This is a genomic window from Pontibacter liquoris, from assembly GCF_022758235.1.
Taxonomy (GTDB): domain Bacteria; phylum Bacteroidota; class Bacteroidia; order Cytophagales; family Hymenobacteraceae; genus Pontibacter; species Pontibacter liquoris.
Genome location: NZ_JALEBG010000001.1, coordinates 2652034 through 2669025, shown reverse-complemented (window position 1 = coordinate 2669025; position 16992 = coordinate 2652034). Strand labels below are relative to the sequence as shown.

19 protein-coding genes are annotated in these 16992 nt (G+C 49.1%); 11 read left to right on the top strand and 8 right to left on the bottom strand.

Features of this window, described 5'->3' with window-relative positions:
• Positions 1 to 945: 945 nt before the first annotated feature.
• The 3 genes from LWL52_RS11140 to LWL52_RS11130 all read left to right on the top strand — a co-directional run bounded on the left by LWL52_RS11140 (position 946) and on the right by LWL52_RS11130 (position 3738).
• A complete protein-coding gene (locus LWL52_RS11140; RefSeq protein ID WP_242919815.1) occupies positions 946 to 2121 on the top strand; it encodes a neutral zinc metallopeptidase in 1176 nt (391 codons plus the stop codon).
• A gap of 267 nt (positions 2122 to 2388) precedes the next feature.
• Positions 2389 to 3249, top strand: coding sequence for a DNA/RNA non-specific endonuclease (locus LWL52_RS11135; RefSeq protein WP_242919813.1), 861 nt, complete (start codon positions 2389 to 2391; stop codon positions 3247 to 3249).
• Between the two features lie 57 nt (positions 3250 to 3306).
• Positions 3307 to 3738 carry a nuclease A inhibitor family protein gene (locus LWL52_RS11130; RefSeq protein ID WP_242919811.1) on the top strand — a complete coding sequence of 144 codons (432 nt, stop codon included), beginning with the start codon at positions 3307 to 3309 and terminating at the stop codon, positions 3736 to 3738.
• 126 nt (positions 3739 to 3864) lie between these two features.
• Here the strand turns inward: LWL52_RS11130 and LWL52_RS11125 are convergent, their stop codons facing one another.
• From LWL52_RS11125 to LWL52_RS11105, 5 genes are all read right to left on the bottom strand, one after another.
• The gene (locus LWL52_RS11125; protein ID WP_242919809.1) at positions 3865 to 4272 is read right to left on the bottom strand and encodes a hypothetical protein; all 408 of its coding nucleotides are present in this window, start codon (positions 4270 to 4272) and stop codon (positions 3865 to 3867) included.
• A gap of 219 nt (positions 4273 to 4491) precedes the next feature.
• Positions 4492 to 5304, bottom strand: coding sequence for an anti-sigma factor (locus LWL52_RS11120; protein WP_242919807.1), 813 nt, complete (start codon positions 5302 to 5304; stop codon positions 4492 to 4494).
• Positions 5297 to 5854 carry an RNA polymerase sigma factor gene (locus LWL52_RS11115; RefSeq protein ID WP_242919805.1) on the bottom strand — a complete coding sequence of 186 codons (558 nt, stop codon included), beginning with the start codon at positions 5852 to 5854 and terminating at the stop codon, positions 5297 to 5299. Before LWL52_RS11115 ends, LWL52_RS11120 begins: the two co-directional genes overlap by 8 nt.
• 274 nt (positions 5855 to 6128) lie before the next feature.
• Positions 6129 to 6929 (bottom strand): ferritin-like domain-containing protein, encoded by an 801-nt coding sequence (locus tag LWL52_RS11110; RefSeq protein ID WP_242919803.1) that lies wholly within the window; start codon positions 6927 to 6929, stop codon positions 6129 to 6131.
• A gap of 8 nt (positions 6930 to 6937) precedes the next feature.
• Positions 6938 to 7651, bottom strand: a complete 714-nt coding sequence (locus LWL52_RS11105; protein ID WP_367615702.1) for a ferritin-like domain-containing protein — start codon at positions 7649 to 7651, stop codon at positions 6938 to 6940.
• 292 nt (positions 7652 to 7943) lie between these two features.
• On the opposite strand from LWL52_RS11105, the gene LWL52_RS11100 reads away from it, so the two are divergent.
• The 7 genes from LWL52_RS11100 to LWL52_RS11070 all read left to right on the top strand — a co-directional run bounded on the left by LWL52_RS11100 (position 7944) and on the right by LWL52_RS11070 (position 11755).
• On the top strand, positions 7944 to 8567 hold the full coding sequence (locus tag LWL52_RS11100; RefSeq protein WP_242919801.1) for a hypothetical protein: 624 nt from the start codon (positions 7944 to 7946) through the stop codon (positions 8565 to 8567).
• Between the two features lie 7 nt (positions 8568 to 8574).
• The gene (locus tag LWL52_RS11095) at positions 8575 to 8883 is read left to right on the top strand and encodes a winged helix-turn-helix domain-containing protein (RefSeq protein WP_242919798.1); all 309 of its coding nucleotides are present in this window, start codon (positions 8575 to 8577) and stop codon (positions 8881 to 8883) included.
• 64 nt (positions 8884 to 8947) lie between these two features.
• Positions 8948 to 9286, top strand: a complete 339-nt coding sequence (locus LWL52_RS11090) for a potassium transporter KefB (RefSeq protein WP_242919796.1) — start codon at positions 8948 to 8950, stop codon at positions 9284 to 9286.
• Between the two features lie 53 nt (positions 9287 to 9339).
• Positions 9340 to 9672, top strand: coding sequence for a hypothetical protein (locus LWL52_RS11085; protein WP_242919794.1), 333 nt, complete (start codon positions 9340 to 9342; stop codon positions 9670 to 9672).
• Between the two features lie 52 nt (positions 9673 to 9724).
• Positions 9725 to 10015 carry a hypothetical protein gene (locus tag LWL52_RS11080; RefSeq protein ID WP_242919792.1) on the top strand — a complete coding sequence of 97 codons (291 nt, stop codon included), beginning with the start codon at positions 9725 to 9727 and terminating at the stop codon, positions 10013 to 10015.
• Positions 10016 to 10065: 50 nt separating this feature from the next.
• A complete protein-coding gene (locus LWL52_RS11075; RefSeq protein WP_242919790.1) occupies positions 10066 to 11310 on the top strand; it encodes a hypothetical protein in 1245 nt (414 codons plus the stop codon).
• Positions 11311 to 11482: 172 nt separating this feature from the next.
• Positions 11483 to 11755: a hypothetical protein gene (locus LWL52_RS11070; RefSeq protein WP_242919788.1), complete on the top strand. Its 273-nt coding sequence runs from the start codon at positions 11483 to 11485 to the stop codon at positions 11753 to 11755.
• A 278-nt stretch (positions 11756 to 12033) separates the two neighbouring features.
• Here LWL52_RS11070 and LWL52_RS11065 read toward each other — a convergent pair whose 3' ends face one another.
• From LWL52_RS11065 to LWL52_RS11055, 3 genes are all read right to left on the bottom strand, one after another.
• Positions 12034 to 12879 (bottom strand): SDR family oxidoreductase, encoded by an 846-nt coding sequence (locus LWL52_RS11065; protein WP_242919786.1) that lies wholly within the window; start codon positions 12877 to 12879, stop codon positions 12034 to 12036.
• Between the two features lie 272 nt (positions 12880 to 13151).
• A complete protein-coding gene (locus LWL52_RS11060) occupies positions 13152 to 14696 on the bottom strand; it encodes an aldehyde dehydrogenase family protein (RefSeq protein ID WP_242919784.1) in 1545 nt (514 codons plus the stop codon).
• Between the two features lie 255 nt (positions 14697 to 14951).
• Positions 14952 to 15521: a DUF4256 domain-containing protein gene (locus tag LWL52_RS11055; RefSeq protein WP_242919782.1), complete on the bottom strand. Its 570-nt coding sequence runs from the start codon at positions 15519 to 15521 to the stop codon at positions 14952 to 14954.
• Between the two features lie 361 nt (positions 15522 to 15882).
• On the opposite strand from LWL52_RS11055, the gene LWL52_RS11050 reads away from it, so the two are divergent.
• Positions 15883 to 16962 (top strand): NAD(P)-dependent alcohol dehydrogenase, encoded by a 1080-nt coding sequence (locus LWL52_RS11050; protein WP_242919780.1) that lies wholly within the window; start codon positions 15883 to 15885, stop codon positions 16960 to 16962.
• The last annotated feature ends 30 nt before the right edge of the window (positions 16963 to 16992 follow it).

The window sequence follows — 16992 nt, the reverse complement described above, 5'->3', positions numbered from 1 at the left end:
AGCATATTGCGCTTAGCAGTCTGAACAGGCCGGGAGATGCAGGCAAAAGGTAGCGAGACCTCATTACTGGGAGTATAGTTTGCACCTTCTCAATGGCAGGAAAAGGTAGATACAGATAAAAAGGGACGGTTTAGAAGGTAGAAGGTATAGAAATTTTTGCTTCAGAATCTATGGAGAGAAGGGGGAGTGATTATGCTACTCTAACAGGCATGGCATCCCGGGCGGGATTACCTGCTGGGAGTTCCTCATGTCAGTTTGAAAAGAGGCAGTTTAAACTGCTGTTAGTATAAAAGGCGGCATAGTGTGTAGTAATATAAATTTTGGTTAATAAGTTATCTATCAATAATTTACAACGGCGTAAGTTTGTATTAGTTGTTGATTATCCAGGTTTTCGCTCGCTGTTTTTCAACTTAGGTTTACGTGCAGTCCTGTACAAGAAGGCTACTTATACTTGCCTAAGATAAGAAGTAAGAACGATCATGGATTTTAAGGCTATACCGGCAAAGCAGCATGATCATTTTCTGCCTTTATGTTCAAATAAGTCTTTAGGCGAGTGTCATAATACTTCAATCTCCCTGCTTGTATAAAGGGTACGGTTTTGCTTCACCTGCTTTGGTGTGAAATTCAACCGCCATGTTTCCCATCAGCGGCAGCAGCCAGTTATAGCAATCTCTAAACCTGTTTAGTTAGTATTCGATTCAAATTCTATTGCTAGCCAAGCAGAAGCTTTCAGAAGGTGAAAGCAGTGGTTCCCTTTCATTTTAGGAACGTTTACTAAGATTATGTGCTTTGTTAGTACAATTAATACTTTTAATAAGTCAATTAAAAAGTAAAATTTGTACCTTATAGCTTTCATAGCCATGTAGTGCGGTATGCCTTCTGTTTATACTTAGCTGCCAACTACTACCGGTTTATCTCCCATCAATTTAATCAAAAGACAATTCTATGAAACACTTCAGACTCCTGACGGCTTTCCTCGCCTTTTCTTTTTTCCTTCTGACCGGTTGCGATAAAGAGATCGACAGCACCGTAAACCCTGCGTCTACCATTCAGGCAAATCAAGTTTCAAAAGCATCCGCAGAAAAGCTCAGCCGCTTGCGCGCTTCGCTGCCGGCGGGCTTTGAAGAACAACTCAGGCAAAGTTCTGCGCAGTTATTACAAACCGATGCGCACTACCGGGACCTGGTCCGTAGTGCGCTGGCCATAGAACCCACTCCCTGCGATGCAAATACCCCTATGAACGTATGGCTGGATAAACAACTGGCTGACTGGAACGCGGAGATAATAGGGTATGTGCTTGATTTTGCGATGCTCGATCTGCCCACGTATGAAGCCTACGTGTTTGAAAACAGCTCTGAGAACCAGTATTTCGGCGTAGATGGAGAATATACACACCAGGTAACGAAAGCGTTCAAGGATCTGAAACGTTTCTGGAATATTCAATCAGACGACATTGTACTGGCTGCCATGCATGGAAACATGCTGCAGGACAGAGATAAGATCATCAGAACCTATGTTGCCGTGTATGGCTTAAGTCCCTCCTTAGCAGCCAACCTGGCTGATATCGTGGTAGAATTGGTAAAGGTGTTCCCGCAGTACAGAGGGGGTGATCATCCTATTTTTACTTTTAATGCCTTTGCCATTAAAGGATTTAACTACCAACCATACGCCAACATACCGGATAAGATCATTATGGGCGATGGCATTATGGAAGCTTTTTCTGCCCTCGGGTATGGAGACATTGCCCCACAGGCTATTCTCGCGCACGAATTTGGCCACCACATCCAGTTTCAACTAAACCTGTTTGAAGGCGTCCGCAGCCCGGAGGCTACCCGCAGAACCGAACTGATGGCAGATGCCTATTCAGCCTACTACCTCTCGCATGCAAGAGGCGCTTCGATGCAATGGAAGCGGGTGCAGCAATTCTTGCAGGTGTTCTTTAACATAGGCGATTGTTCTTTTACAAGTACGGGCCACCATGGCACGCCGACACAGCGCATGGCCGCTGCTGAATGGGGCTATAACCTGGCAAATAGTGCACAAAAACAAGGGCACATCCTCACCAGCCAGGAATTTACACGGCTCTTCGAAGCGCAGCTGCCTACGCTTGTAAAGCTTTGATAAAGGATATTATATAAAGTATAAAAGCGGGGTGGATATACGTATTCACCCCGCTTTTTTTTGAAGCTACTTGGGCGTTTTGCCGAACAGCCCTTTCCGGCGCGAGCGTCCGCTTGTGTCCGCACGTTTCCAATGTTTCTTCCTAGAATTGCGCCTGAAAGACTATACTTTGTAGCGTTACTGGATTTAAGGAATGTAAGATTTAAGCTTTCCGGGTAATAGCTGCTTCCATGGCAGCTGCAAAGGTCTTGTTGCTTAACTTTAAGCATGAGCAAGACCTTTAAACAAACCTACAAATACATTCTCGTACTCTTTCTGCTGCTTTCCGGCTGTAAAGAAACGCAGTTAATACCCGGTAAGACAATCACCCCGGAGCAGGAGCAGTTGCTATTGGGAAACCCCAGCGGCGCTACCGCCAGTGCCACCCAGGAGAACAACTTCCTGCTGCTAAAGCCGCAGTTTGCGCTTTCCTATAGCCGGCAGCGCGGCACGCCGAACTGGGTGAGCTGGCATGTGAGCAGGCAGTGGCTGGGTTCGGCCGAACGGCAGGATAACTTTCGCCCGGATCCTGCTTTGCCGGAAGGCTGGTACCAGGTAAGTGCCTCGGCGTACAGGGGCAGTGGCTTCGATCGCGGGCATAACACGCCTTCAGCAGACCGGACAAACTCCGTAGAAAGCAATGCAGCCACCTTTCTGATGACCAACATGATTCCGCAGGCTCCAAATAACAACCAGCAGACATGGGCGAACCTGGAGGATTATACCCGTGCATTGGTAGCGGCAGGCATGGAAGTATATGTGGTGATGGGCAGCTATGGCCAGGGAGGTACGGGCAGTAATGGCTTTGCCAAAACCATAGACAACGGCCGGATAACAGTGCCCGCCCGCATCTGGAAAGTGCTGGTGGTGCTCCCCGAAGGAGAAAATGACCTGCAGCGCATCAGCAGAACGACCCGGGTGATTGCCGTGGATACACCCAACGAGGAGAGCGTCCGTTCCGACTGGGCCTCCTACCGCACCACAGTAGACGCGATTGAAAAAGCCACTGGGTACGATCTGCTCTCGGCCTTGCCCGAGCAGGTGCAGCAGGTGCTCGAGAGCCAGGTAGATAGGGTGCCCGCCTCGTAGCAGCGGCTGCCGTACTATAAATAGGTCAGGTAAATGGTGTAAGCGCCACAGAAAGACATGAACGCAAGCGAAAGAGAGAATGCTGCTACCACAGCGGCCCTGCTGGAAGGGCTCCGGCAACAGGCAGAAGGCTTATACTATGTGAGCGAAACAGATGCTCCATTCGTGGTAGTACATTTTCCTGCAATGGAAGGGAATGAGCCCACGGCAGCAGAACTGACCTCCTGGGCCGGTATGCCTGCGGGTGAAAAGACAGAGACTGTGACGCTTGCCGCATTTTTCCGCAACCAGGTAACAGAAACGCCTGACATGGGGGAGGAGGACAGGAAAATGGCCCAGCGCTTTCAGCAGTTGCAGGCTTTTCTGGCGCAGCACCTGCAGGATGTTAAAGTATACCGGGTTGGTGCGCGCCGGAAAACGGCCCTTGTGCTGGGCAGGACTAGAACCGGAAACCTGGCAGGCCTGAAAACGCAGCTGGTGGAAACGTAAGGCGTATTGCTCTTCTTTGCAGCAATGTGTAAATGCCGCTTAAATAGCAAAAGAGCCAACAATCTAAACGGCGTTTATACTTTAACCGGCGATAGCCGCAGGGAGTATGCCTATACTAGTTTTCTGTCAGGTAAGTAGCCATTGCAAGGCCGATGCCCTGTTAGAATAGAAGCGGAAGTCCAAAGCCAGCGGAATAGCTGTTTTGATCTCGTTAAACGCAGCGAGGATGCTTTGTTCGCGCGGACTGTCGATCGGGCCGATGCAGGCTATTTTCTGGGTGGAAGTATGCTGCAGCCCCAGCGCCAGTTGGGCGATCAGACTTTTGTATTCAGCCTCTGTTAAGTTTTGGGTGTTGTTGGCAAAGTTCAGCATGAGGTTCAGTATTTTATGTTCGGTGGCAGTGGCCACTATGGCCATGAAAGCCTGTTTTACCGCTGCAGCATCATACTCCTTATGCTCTTTCCAGACGGCATATAAGAGGCTCTGTTCCGCGGTATAGGTCAGCCTGATATGATCATCGCTGTATACTTCCATGTTTATTTTTAACTTTTTAAAAATGAAAGAGTTGTGGTATTTAGGGAAGGGATGAAGCAGGAAGCCGAACAGGCAACAGGAGCCTTTGGAGTTAGCAGGTACTAGTTAATTTATATAAGCTTTCGAAAGTATACCGGAACAAGCTTTATACGTTCACTGCTGCTAGTTAAGCAATAAACCTTCTAAAGCGGCATGTTCCTAAATAAAGTAAGTATAAAATCAGGAGGTGATTTTGCCCATTACAGTAAGCTGTTCCAGTGTTGGCGTCTTGCTTCCACCAACCGGTTCAAGGGTCACGGCAAAAGCCTCCGCAGCGCTGATCTTTTTCATCTGCTGCATACTTGCTTTCGCATCCGAAATCGCGATCAGCCCCGCATCAATCGGCTGTCCGTCTTGTAGCGCCCATAATTGATACTGCTTACCAGGAGGTGGTGCGGGTAAGCGGACTTCATCAACAAATACTTTTTGCTGACGCGCGTTCCAGTAAACCATCATACTGGCGCCGGCATGAGATTCTACACCTTCCAATCTGACAGATTTAAACTCCGGGTTTCGCAGAACCGAGAGGATTTCTTCCTGATTCTGCAATTGAAGTGAGGTCCTTTCAAAATTTTGTGCCAGCTGCTGCTCCGAGGCAATAGCACCAGCCAGTCTTTCTTCGGCCTGCTGCCATTTGGTATAAAAATGAAAGCACAAAAAGCCAGATAATAAAACCAATACAATGCTTGCCACAAACAGCCATTTGAAGGCACCCGCTTCTTTACGATCTTCCGGATAGAGCGCCCTAACAGGAGTTTCTGCATGCGCTGAACTATCGATGTGCTGCATAACCCTGTCTTTGAGCGCGGCTCTGGGGGGAACAGCATAAAGGTTCGCATACGCTTCCATCGTAGCGCAGGCTTCCTCCAGGGCCTGGCGCACGGCAGGAGAAGCAGCGGCATGGCGTTCTACTTCCTCGCATTCAGCCGGGGTCAAGCCTCCGGCTGCATAAAGCTCCAGAATTCCGGATGCTATGTAATCTTCGTTATGCACGGTCTTTAAAAAATTTGGACAAAGATTTTACAGCGCTGCGCGCCCTGGTCTTCACTGTTCCCAAAGGTATGTTATATGCTTCAGCAATTTCGCTTTGCGTAAATCCCTCAAAATACATCAGGTCTATGACCTGTTTCTGTTCCGGATTTAGGTTCTCGATCATATCATAGACACCGACATGCTCCGGCTTAAACGCTACTGCCGAAAGGCTGGCGTGTACGTTGGTCGTGATATCTTGTGTCAGGTTACTTACGCGGTGCTGCTTGGAGCGGATTGAATCGATCGCCTGGTTTCTGCAGATGTTGATCATCCAGGTAAAAAGCCTTCCTTTCGACGCATCATAATGTTCAAATGAGTTCCATATTTTCAGGAATGCCTCCTGCAGCACATCCTCCGCCGTCTCCTCGATCCGTACGATCTGCAAAACCACACCATATAGGGTGGCACTGTACATATCATACAGCACAGACATGGCCGAGGTATCCCGGTTGCGGAGGCGGGACACCAGGTCTTCTTCACTTACTTTGGGTACTGAGTGTTGGTTAGCCAATCTGTTTACCTTTATAATGAACAAATTTTATAAGGGTACTCGTAATGTAGTAAAATTCTGGTAGGTTTTAGTGTAATTTATACTTGCCAGGAATAAAAGTCCAACATGGTGAGAGGTAAAAAGTTTAGATAGCTACAATTTAGGTCAGATCCAGAGCACCAATAGCGAACGAATTAGCCTGAAATTTAGCCCTAAGCTGAAAGGAAAAGAGCCGCCAGGGGCAGCTCTTTTCAAACTTACATTGATGGAAAATCACGGTTGTTTAGCAGAATGGTTATTCAAAAAGCGATACAATTTCAGCTACTTTTTCTTTAGTCAATGGCTCATCGAATGCGCCGGTAGCAATTTCTGTTGAGTAACCGCCACCCAGCGATGTGATATCGTTTATGCCGCCGTGCGCTACGTTGTCTTCGCCGGCATAAACCGGCTGAGCACCTGCAGGTACATTGCTATTAGCACCTGCTCCCAAAATCCATCCTGCTTTGCTACGCATGCGCCTGATATGCGCCGCATGGCGTGCCTCCACTGAGTGTATCTGCAAAGCAGCTGTCAGCACGGTATCGTTGCTGATCAGGTTTGCTGCCTGACCTTTGTAGGCTCGCACTCCGGTGTCTTCAAAAGCCTGCGCCAGTGTCAGAAATGTCTGGTAGTTGGTGTTCCAGTCCGGGAAATTTTTTCCGAAATTAAAGGTTGGTTCGCTGATGGGCGTTCCGTTCAGGCTTTGGATGGTTGCTTTCAGCAGGTCCACGTGCGCTGCCTCGTGCTGTTGTATTTTCTGTAGGGCTGCTTTGGCAGCAGTGTCTGTTATCAGGCCGTTAGCGGCTAAAGCCTGGGTATAAAAATTACGCTCCAGGTATTCCAGCTTCAACGCGAAGTTAAGCACATCAACCACTGTGCCGGAGCTTTGCCCGTAGGCCTTCTGAAAAACGGAGCCGAGGGCCAGCGGGATAGCAGCCAGAGCCGCTTTTTTGCCAAAGCTTCCAAGGTTTTTAAAAGCGCTTCGGCGGGAGTCGATCCTGTTGTATACTTCCGGATCAGCTTTTTGTATATCTTCTAGTATGTTGAAAATGTTCATGGCGCGGCTTATTTAGGTAAGTTGTTAGCAGAAATTTTTGTCTTGATAAACGCAGAGGCTGCGGCCAGTACATCGGCCGGCATCATAGCCGGATCCAGCCCTTTGTCGTTGGCCGAGTCGGAAAAGGTGCCGTTTGTGATCAGGTCCCGGATAACGGCTGCATGGCGTGCCTCCACCGAAACGATCTTGCCGGCTAATGTCAGGTACCCGGCATTTTCTAACAGCCTTCCGGCGCCATTGTAGGCCGCCACTCCCAGATCTTCGAACGTGCGGGCAGTTGATAAAATGCTGTTTTTATCATTGAAGTCGATGGCACTGAAATTTACTTCCAGGTCAGGTATGGCCGCGGAACCAAGTGCCGCTTTCAGGAAATCGCGGTGAATATTTTCATGCCCTTTCAGGTCCTGCATGATCTGCTGCTCTGTCTGGTTAAACATACTCAGCGATTTGGCTACCACCTGGGTATAAAAGGCAGCTTCCAGTTGCTCCAAAGCATAAGCATAATTTAACACACCGGTGTCGCCAGAACCCAGGTCTACCGCTGTCGGGTCCAGCGGCGCTTCATCATCGTCGTTGTCGCAGGAGGAAGTGGCAAATAGAAGTGTCGTAACTGCTGCGGTTGCGCCTGCATAACGGAAGAACATACGGCGCTGCATCGGAACCAACAAGTTGCTGGTTAAGCCGGCATCTTTCCCGGATGGTTTGTCTTGTAGTTTTTTCATAAGTATAAGCGTTTAGTGAACAAGTTTTTGATGAGCTACAGGGATGTATAACCTGTAGATTGCAAGACCTACGATGCCGAAGGAAGGACCGGATTTAGGGGGTGGAAAAATTTACGCGCGTTTGGGATGAAGGGAAACTTAGAGATAGCGCTGTTTTTCGCAGATCAGGTTGCATAGAGCAGGTTGGCTGCTGGAAGTGTTTGTAAGGAAAACACTCCCCCGAAAATATTTATATCAAATTACTTGCGCTTACGTAAAGCTTAACTAACTTTGAAACACAAAGTACTTTAAGATGAACCAGCAGCAAGACCAGTTAGCAGCCCTGCACGAGATCCGTAACATCATGGACCGCTCTTCCCGCTTTATTTCGCTGAGCGGGCTTTCGGGTGTGGCAGCCGGCGTATCGGCCCTATTAGGGGCAGTTGTTGTAAAATGGTACCTGCTCACGCACCACATCGATTATAAGCAGGATGCGGGACGCTATCTTACCCGGGAAGCGGTTTTGTTTATACTTGCGGTGGCAGCGCTCGTGTTTATACTTGCTCTTTGCTCGGCCATTTATTTTACGGCACGCAACGCCCGCAAATCCAATCACCGGGTATGGGATAGTAAAACCGAAAGGATGCTTATTAACCTGTTCATCCCTTTAGCTGCCGGCGGTATTTTTTGTGCGATTCTGATCTATCATGGTCTGCTCTACTTAGTGGCCCCTGCGATGCTGCTTTTTTATGGGTGCGCGCTGTTAAATGCCAGCAAGTATACCCTGAGCGATATTCGTTACCTGGGCCTTTGTGAGCTTGTACTTGGGTTGCTTGCCAGCTTTTTTATAGGGTATGGGCTGTTCGCCTGGACACTCGGATTCGGGGTGCTGCACATCGTGTATGGTACGCTGGTATACTTCAAATACGAACGGTAGCAGCCCTGTGAAAGATTACCTTGAAAATATAAACAAAGCCTTCGAAAGCAGGGCGCGGCTAGGCATTATGTCGGTGCTGATGGTGGAGGAGAAGGTAGATTTCAGCACCCTGAAAGATACCCTGCAACTTACGGACGGGAACCTGGCCAGCCACCTGCGGGCGCTGGAAGAAGCCGATTACCTGCGCGTAGAAAAGCAGTTTGTGGGCCGAAAACCAAACACTACATACCTTGCCACTGAGGCGGGCCGTGAAGCTTTCAACAGCCACCTGGATGCGCTGGAACAGCTGATTTTAAATAACAGGAAAGACAGCTGATATTTTTTTTGTTCTTAAACTTTGTAATTCAAAGTACTTTATAGAAGTATAAAACAGAAATAGTATGACACAGCAAAACGAATTGCGGAATAAGCCGGTTCATCCGGCATCCGTGGGGAAACGCATGTTGCAGGGCGCAACAGTTGGCCTTATCCTCATCGCATTTTTTCTGATCGGGGCCGGAGCGCCTGATCCCGCCTGGCCCTCATTCTGGATGGTCAAGCCGCTATTGATGGTGCCGGCTGCCGGTGCGCTGGGTGGGCTGTTCTTTTACAACATGGATCCTCTGCGCGCTCAGGGCGGGGGCAGAACAGTGGTAGCTTATATCCTCAGCCTGCTGGTTTTCCTGGTGGTGCTGTGGCTCGGAACTGTGCTAGGGCTGAACGGCACAATGTGGGATTAAGCAGCCTTCTTAGATCAGGATTGAAATTAAGGCTAACACATTTAAAGTATAAAATGATGAAGGACGACAAGAAATGGCAGGCAGAAACAGGCGTAAATGACGGATCTGTCGCTTTGAAGATCATCAATTGGCTGTTCGGAACCGTTTTCTTTGCAATCGGTGTGGTGAATACGTTCTGGGGCAACGATCCCGGGTTTGGCGTGTTTATACTTCTTCTCTCTTTGGTGTATTTTCTTCCGGTAAATGCGCTACTCCAAAAAACGACCGGCTTTTCCATTCCTAAAATGGGCGTAGTAAAGATCCTGCTGGGCCTCTTTATTAGCTGGGCAGCTGTGGGGGTAGGCGAGTTATTCGATAAAATAGAACTTATGATGCTGAGCCTGTAGCAGCTTAAAATACAGGCATTAAATAAATTTATAAACCTAAAAACACAGCTTTATGATGACGCAAAACAGAAGACTTATCGGGATTGTACTTACAGTAGTAGGCATACTACTCATTCCTCTGATCGCCATGCAGTTTACAGAAGAGGTAGACTGGAATTTAATCGATTTCATGGTGATGGGGACATTGTTGCTCGGCACAGGCCTTTTAGCTGAGCTAGTGATACGGAAAGTCAGGAACAGAGACTACCGCATCGGCATCATTGCGCTTATACTTGTAGCGCTCCTGCTTATTTGGGCAGAACTTGCTGTGGGCATTTTCGGGAGCCCTTTTGCCGGAAGTTAAACTGAAAGCCATTGTTAGAAATCCTTTATAATCAGCTATTTGAAAACTCCATGAAAACGGAAATACTTACGCATCTGAACGACCCGCGGCAGCTGGAAAAGCTATACCGCAGCAACAAGGCCCCTTTTAAGCGGGAGTTCAGCGCCTTATACCCTGAGCTGAAAGGCAACGCCCTTGCTGATTTCTGGTACGAAAGGCTGTATTATGATACGGATGACATTAACTGGGGCAGCAGCAGGGAACTGGCCCTTGTGATTATGGGTGCGCTCGTAGCTGGTTTTATTGCCAAAATTCCAATCATCTTCCACCTCGATGAAGCGTTCTTTTATCCCCGGAATATTGGCTTTATTTTCCTGCCGATCCTAACGGCTTACTTTGCCTGGAAAAATAACCTGCATACCAGGCTCATCGTCGTGATAGGCGCCGTCATGCTGCTTTCGCTTTTTTATATCAACGTCCTGCCTGCCTCTACCCAAAGCGACACGTTACTGCTGGCCTGCATCCATTTGCCTTTGCTGTTGTGGGTGCTGCTGGGCGCGGCCTTTACTGGCAACAACCTGACAGACCATAACCGACGGCTCGATTACCTGAAGTATAACGGCGACCTGATCGTGATGACAACGCTTATCCTGATTGCCGGGGGGATTATGACCGCCCTCACGATCAACCTCTTTTTGCTGATAGGGCTACGAATCGAGCAGTTATACTTTGCGTATTTCGGTATTTTCGGACTGGCAGCGGCGCCAATTGTGGGCACTTACCTGATCCAGACCAATCCGCAGCTGGTAAATAAGGTTTCCCCGGTCATTGCTAAAATCTTCAGTCCGCTGGTGCTGGTCATGCTCGTGATTTACCTTTTTGCGATCATCTATTCCGGGAAAGACCCTTACAACGACCGCGAATTCCTCCTCATTTTTAATTTGCTTTTGATCGGCGTGATGGCCATTATTTTCTTTTCGGTGGCAGAGAGCGCTGCAACTGCCGGAAACGCTATGGCTACCTGGGTCCTTTTCCTGTTGGCGGCCGTCACGATTGTGGTAAATGGTATTGCGCTTTCAGCCATCCTTTTCCGGATAGCTGAATGGGGCATCACCCCAAACAGGCTGGCTGTGCTGGGCAGTAATATCCTTATGCTGCTAAACCTGCTCTTCATCACGGTACTGCTTTTCAGGTCACAAACAAAGAAGTATGCTTTAGCAGACGTCGGACGGTCCATTGCGCTGTTTCTGCCCGTTTACGGTATCTGGGCAATGATCGTGGTCTTCCTGTTTCCGCTGCTATTCAATTTTAAGTAGCAACTGCAAAGTATAAATGATCGGTTTTTAGCGGCACTACCGGGGATATTGAAGGAGTGAAGTAGGAGAAACTTGCTTTTGCTGAGAAAACAAAGCGGCGGGGCAATGGTAGGAGCCGCAGGAAGGAAAGCGGAATACCAAACATTTTATACATTAATTAACGAGCAAACTTATGAACAGAACATTAAACTGGGGCTCTCTCATCAGCGGGCTGTTTGCCCTTGTGCTTACCGTAATAGCTGTGTTGAATGCGGTGCTAGTGCACCCTGTACCGGGAATTATTTACCTGCTTTTGGCTATCCTTTACCTGCCCCAGACAAATACCTTGCTCCGGAAAAAGCTCGGCTTCCCGATACCGGCCGTCGTGAAGATCCTCCTGGGCATCGTGCTTATGATGTTCACCTTAGGCGTGAGTGACCTTGGCGATATGATCGATAAGTTGTAAGGGTCAGGTGATGCTGATTTTGCCCAGGCAGGATAAAGGATAGATGCAGCTGGCAGGCGTTTTCTTTTGTGTTGCTAATGAAAGACCAAACGCGAGTGTCGGAAGGCAAACCCTGTCAAGCAGTTTGTTATAGTAGGTTTTTGATGGTGAACTTTCGCGTTGTGCAGCGAAAAATTACCGCACAACGCGAAAGCCTTATTATTAGCTGGCTGTATGCTGCGTTTTCGTTTATACTTTATCAGTCCGCAAAGCCGGGCAGCTTAGTCAAGTGCCAAAGTCTATTTGATTGCCTCCGCAACCGCATCTGCCAGTGGTGTGGTGGGGCGCCCGATCAAGGTGGAAAGCTGGCGGCTGTCATCGAACAGATCGCCGCGCGAGGCCCCGGTATCCCAACCGGCAATGGCCTGCGCCAGCCCTTCCGGCAAGCCGAAGCTGGTGAGTGCTGCAGCGTAATCTGCCTCAGGCAAATTTTTGTAAGGAATGGTTTTGCCCGTTTGCCGGGATATTTCGGCCGCCAGATCTCGAAGGGTAAAGGCTTCATCTCCTGCCAGTTCATACTTCCTGCCTTCATGGCCTTTCCCGGTTAAAACAGCCACTGCTGCTTCCGCGTAATCGGCCCGTGTGGCTCCGGAAATTTTGCCATCGCCTGCACTGCCGATAAAAGCACCGCCCGCCAATGCACCCGAAATGGAGCCGGTGTAGTTTTCAGTGTACCATCCGTTGCGCAGAAGAGTATAGGGAATACCTGCACGTTCCAGTGCCGCTTCTGTTGCCAGGTGTTCTGTTGCTAGACTAAGTGATGACGTATCAGTATGAAGGAGGCTGGTATAAACGATCCATTTTACACCTGCCTTCTTTGCTGCGTCAATTACATTCCGGTGCTGCGTAGCCCGTTTCCCCACTTCACTCCCCGAGATCAGCAGTAGGGTATCTACGCCTTTCAGGGCAGGATCAAGTGTTTCTGGCTGGTCATAATCGGCTTCACGTACTTCTATGCCAAGGTCCGCTGCCTTCTGTGGCGAACGAACAAGCCCAATCAGGGTGTCAGTGGCTGCTTTTTCCTTCAGTCTGGCTATTACAAGGCGACCTAGTTGCCCTGTTGCGCCGGTAACGGCTATTTTCATGCTATTATACTTCGTTTCGTTTTGCTATGTATCATGTACGCAAAAGAAACACAACAATGGACGTTCGGAAGAGGAATAAAGAAGAAAATTACCTTTGCCCGCATAGCAGCACGACAGGGAAGTACGAAGTTTATACTTGAATTAAACAGATTTCTCCTATCGTCGAAATGACAAAAAATTTATACCTGTCATTTCGATGATAGGAGAAATCTGAGGTAAAGTTATGATTCGCCCACCTGATGCGGCGTGCGCCGATAAGCGGCAACTCCTGCTTAGATCTTTTCCGGTAGCAGGAGGGAATCTTCGTAGTTGCCGAGCACCAGTTCGGTGGGTGCTCCCTGCGTAACCGCCTCTACCAGCAGTTTGCCGCCAACAAAGGCACCTTTCCACGATTCGCCCAATCCGCCGAACACTTCTTCGCGGTCTCCTCTGGAGCGGAGTTTGTTGATGCCTACTTTAAACGCCCGTACTTCTTTGGCCGTGCGCTGGGCCCACTTCTGATCATCGGAGGCAATGGCTGCTACCAGGGCGCCATTGGAAATATTCATTTCACCTACCAATTCCTCTACACGGTCTACCAGCACAATCGAATCGATCGGGCCGAAAGGCTCTTTAAAGTATAGCTCGCTCTGGCGTGGCAGGTTTACTAGGGCCCGCGGTGCACGGTAAGCCGAGCGATCCTGGCCCGGTAAAAAGAGCGAGTCGTCGAGCTTGCCTTCGTAAATAGGCGTGGCACCGGTCTTAAGGGCATCAGCGTAAAGGCGGTCAAGGTCTTCTGCCTGGCGACGGTTGATCACAGGGCCAAAGGCCAGGTCGGGCAGCTTGTCCGTTGGGTTGTCTACCAGGGTAGGGTTGCCCACTTTCAGGCTGCTGATCGCGCTCCAGTATGTTTCGAGAAACTGCGGAAACAGGTGGCGCTCCACCACAAAGCGCACGTAAGCCGTGCAACGTTGCTTGCCGTAATCGTAGCCTTTTTTGAGCTGGTCTCCCAGGCTGTCCCAGTCCGAGAAATTCCAGATGCCATATGTATTGACTCCTTCCATTTCCAGCATGTAGCGCTTGTGCACCGAAGACAGCGCGTCGGCGATGTTGCGTCCGTTGTAGCGCCCACCAACAAACGAGAGGCATTCAATAGCCTGATCTTTCACCAGCACCTCGCTTAATTCGCCGCCCGACCCGCTAACAAGCGTAACAGGCAAGCCGCAGCGGCGGGCAATGGCAAAGGCTACGCTCAGCGAAATAAAGCCGCCATCTGTAGGTGTTTTGGCCACGGCTGCATTACCGCAAAGCACCTGCACCAGCACCGCGTGCATCAGCACCGACATGGGGTAGTTCCAGGATGCAATGTTCGAGACCACGCCCAAGGGCTCACGGCGGCCCAGCATTTCTTCAATGTTGTCGACGTACCATTGCACGCCGTCAATGCAGCGGTCAATATCAGTAAAGCCAAGTTTATAGGTTTTGCCGATCTCCCACATCAATAGCTTGCCAATAAGCTCGACATGGGTGCGTAACTGATCAAGGCAGTCCTGCACGCGTTGCTTGCGCTCATCCAGATCCACCCTGCCCCAATCAACTGCTTCGTGGTGAGCCCCCTTTACCGCACGCGAGGCGGTAGCCCGATCGAGCATGGGAAGGTAGCCAATAACAGAGCCATCAATAGGGGATGTAAACGCCTGGGGTTTGCCGGGCTCCTGCCAGCGGCCTTCCAGGAGGTTAAGAAATTGCCCCTCCTGATCAAATATCTCGGGGGTTACCTGTTTTACCTGGCGTAGCAGCTCTGAAAACTCAACTTGTGGGGAAACGATCTTCGGCATAAGTATCTTTTATAGCAATTTCAGGATAAGAATAAGCGGTTAGGAGGGAAGCGCAAGCAGCAGCTCCATCATACCCAAGCCCTTAAGATATATAGTAATTCTGTTAAATACATGATTTTTAAAAGAGTTTTATACTTAACAGGGAAATTCGTGCGCGGCAAAACAGTTAAATGACGCAGATAATTTTGATGGCCGTTCCGGGAAGGCTGCCTTTTCTCAAAATATGTATCGCTGCCAGGGGCTGTTTTATATGTTTTATACTTTGAGCGAACCCCGGAATCCGCGGGCAGCATAGTAGGAGGGGGCACCATTGTGATACACGAACACCTGGCCGTAACGAAAATCTGCAAAGATGGCCCCGCCAAGTTTTCTGATTTCCGGGGGCGTTTTCAGCCAGCTGGATGTTTTCGTATCGAAAGTTCCAAGTTTTTGCAGTTCCAGGTATTCTGCTTCTGTTAAAAGTTCGATGCCCATGGCAGCCGCCATGTCCAGGGCGTTATTTTCCGGTCGGTGTTCTTTCCTGGACTCCAGCCCGTCCCGGTCGTAACAGATACTTCTGCGGCCTTTCGGACTCTCTGCAGCGCAATCATAAAAAATGTATTCACCTGTATTTTCATCGGAGCCCACAACATCCGGTTCGCCGCCGGTTCTTTCCATTTCATACAGCGACCATAGTTTTTCAGGATTTTTTTCCAGCTTAGCCTCCACGGAAGCCCATTCAAGCCCTGCATGGCGTTTCATGTTTTTCTCAAAACGGCTTTTTAATGTGCTGAGTAGTTCTTTCTGTTGTTCCGCTGATAACGCCTTTTTAGTTTCCACTGCCATAAGGTGTTCTGTTGATTTGATTTCTATGTTTTAAAATCGTGTTAAAGCTATTCTGGCTGCCAACTATACTATAAAAGGTGGCAACGCTACCTTATAGGTGTTGAGGTATGATGCACAGCCTGTTGAAGATAGGTGTAAATGGAGAAAGTGCCAAATCTTTGGCAGGATGCAAGGCAGGCAGGATTTGTACAAGCGAGTGAGTTGTGCTTCTTTCTCAGGCGTACGTGCCGAAACCTGATTTAACCAGCGGCCTAAATTCAGGCTTAAAGAAGCAAGGGGAGGAGCTACGATTGTGCAGCTACTTTTTGATCAGCGTTCGTACAAGTGTAGATAAATCGTTTAGAAATCTTAAGTATTAATTATGGAAGTTATTGAAGTTAAGGAAGTAAAAGCATTTGGCACCCAGGCGGCAGAAGCGCCTTTAGAAGAAGTAAATATCAACCGAAGAAATCCTACGCCCCATGACGTGGAAATCGAAATCTTATACTGTGGGGTTTGCCATTCTGACCTGCATACGGCTAGAAATGAATGGCACGGTACCATTTATCCCTGCGTGCCGGGCCATGAAATAGTAGGCAAAGTGGTCCGCGTTGGCGAGCATGTTTCCAAATTCAAAACTGGCGACCTGGCAGCAGTTGGTTGTATGGTAGACAGTTGCCGGGAATGCGAGTATTGCAGAGAAGATCTGGAGCAATATTGCGCGAAGGGCAACATTCAAACCTATAATTCTCCTGATAAGCACCTGGGCACACAAACCTATGGTGGGTATTCGGAAAGCATTGTAGTGGACGAAAGTTTTGTATTGCGGGTACCCGAAAACCTTGACCTTGCCGCGGTTGCACCCCTGTTGTGCGCCGGCATCACGACATACTCCCCATTAAAGCATTGGCATGTAGGGCCGGGCCAGAAAGTAGGAGTGGTAGGGCTTGGCGGCCTGGGGCACATGGCCGTTAAAATAGCAAAGGCAATGGGTGCAGAAGTGATTGTATTTACCACTTCCCCATCTAAAGTGGAAGATGCCAAACGGCTCGGGGCTGATGAAGTTGTGCTATCGAGGGATGAAGAACAAATGAAACGCTATGCGGGTAAGCTCCATTTTATTCTGGATGCCGTTTCTGCAGAGCACGACATCAATACTTACCTGAACCTGCTACGGATAGATGGCTCCCTGGTACTGGTTGGAGCACCTGAGCAGCCCCTGCCTGTGGCCGCCTTCAGCCTCATACCTTCCCGCAGGAGCTTTGCCGGATCTATGATCGGGGGTATTGCCGAAACCCAGGAGATGCTCGATTTCTGTGGCAAACACAACATCGTGTCAGATATCGAGATGATCAACATCCAGCAGATCAACGAGGCCTATGATCGCCTGCTGAAAGGCGATGTGAAGTATCGCTTTGTAATTGATATGGCCTCTTTAAAGAAGGCGTCAGTTGAAGTATAGTGTGCTCTTAATGGTATAATCTTCCGGGTT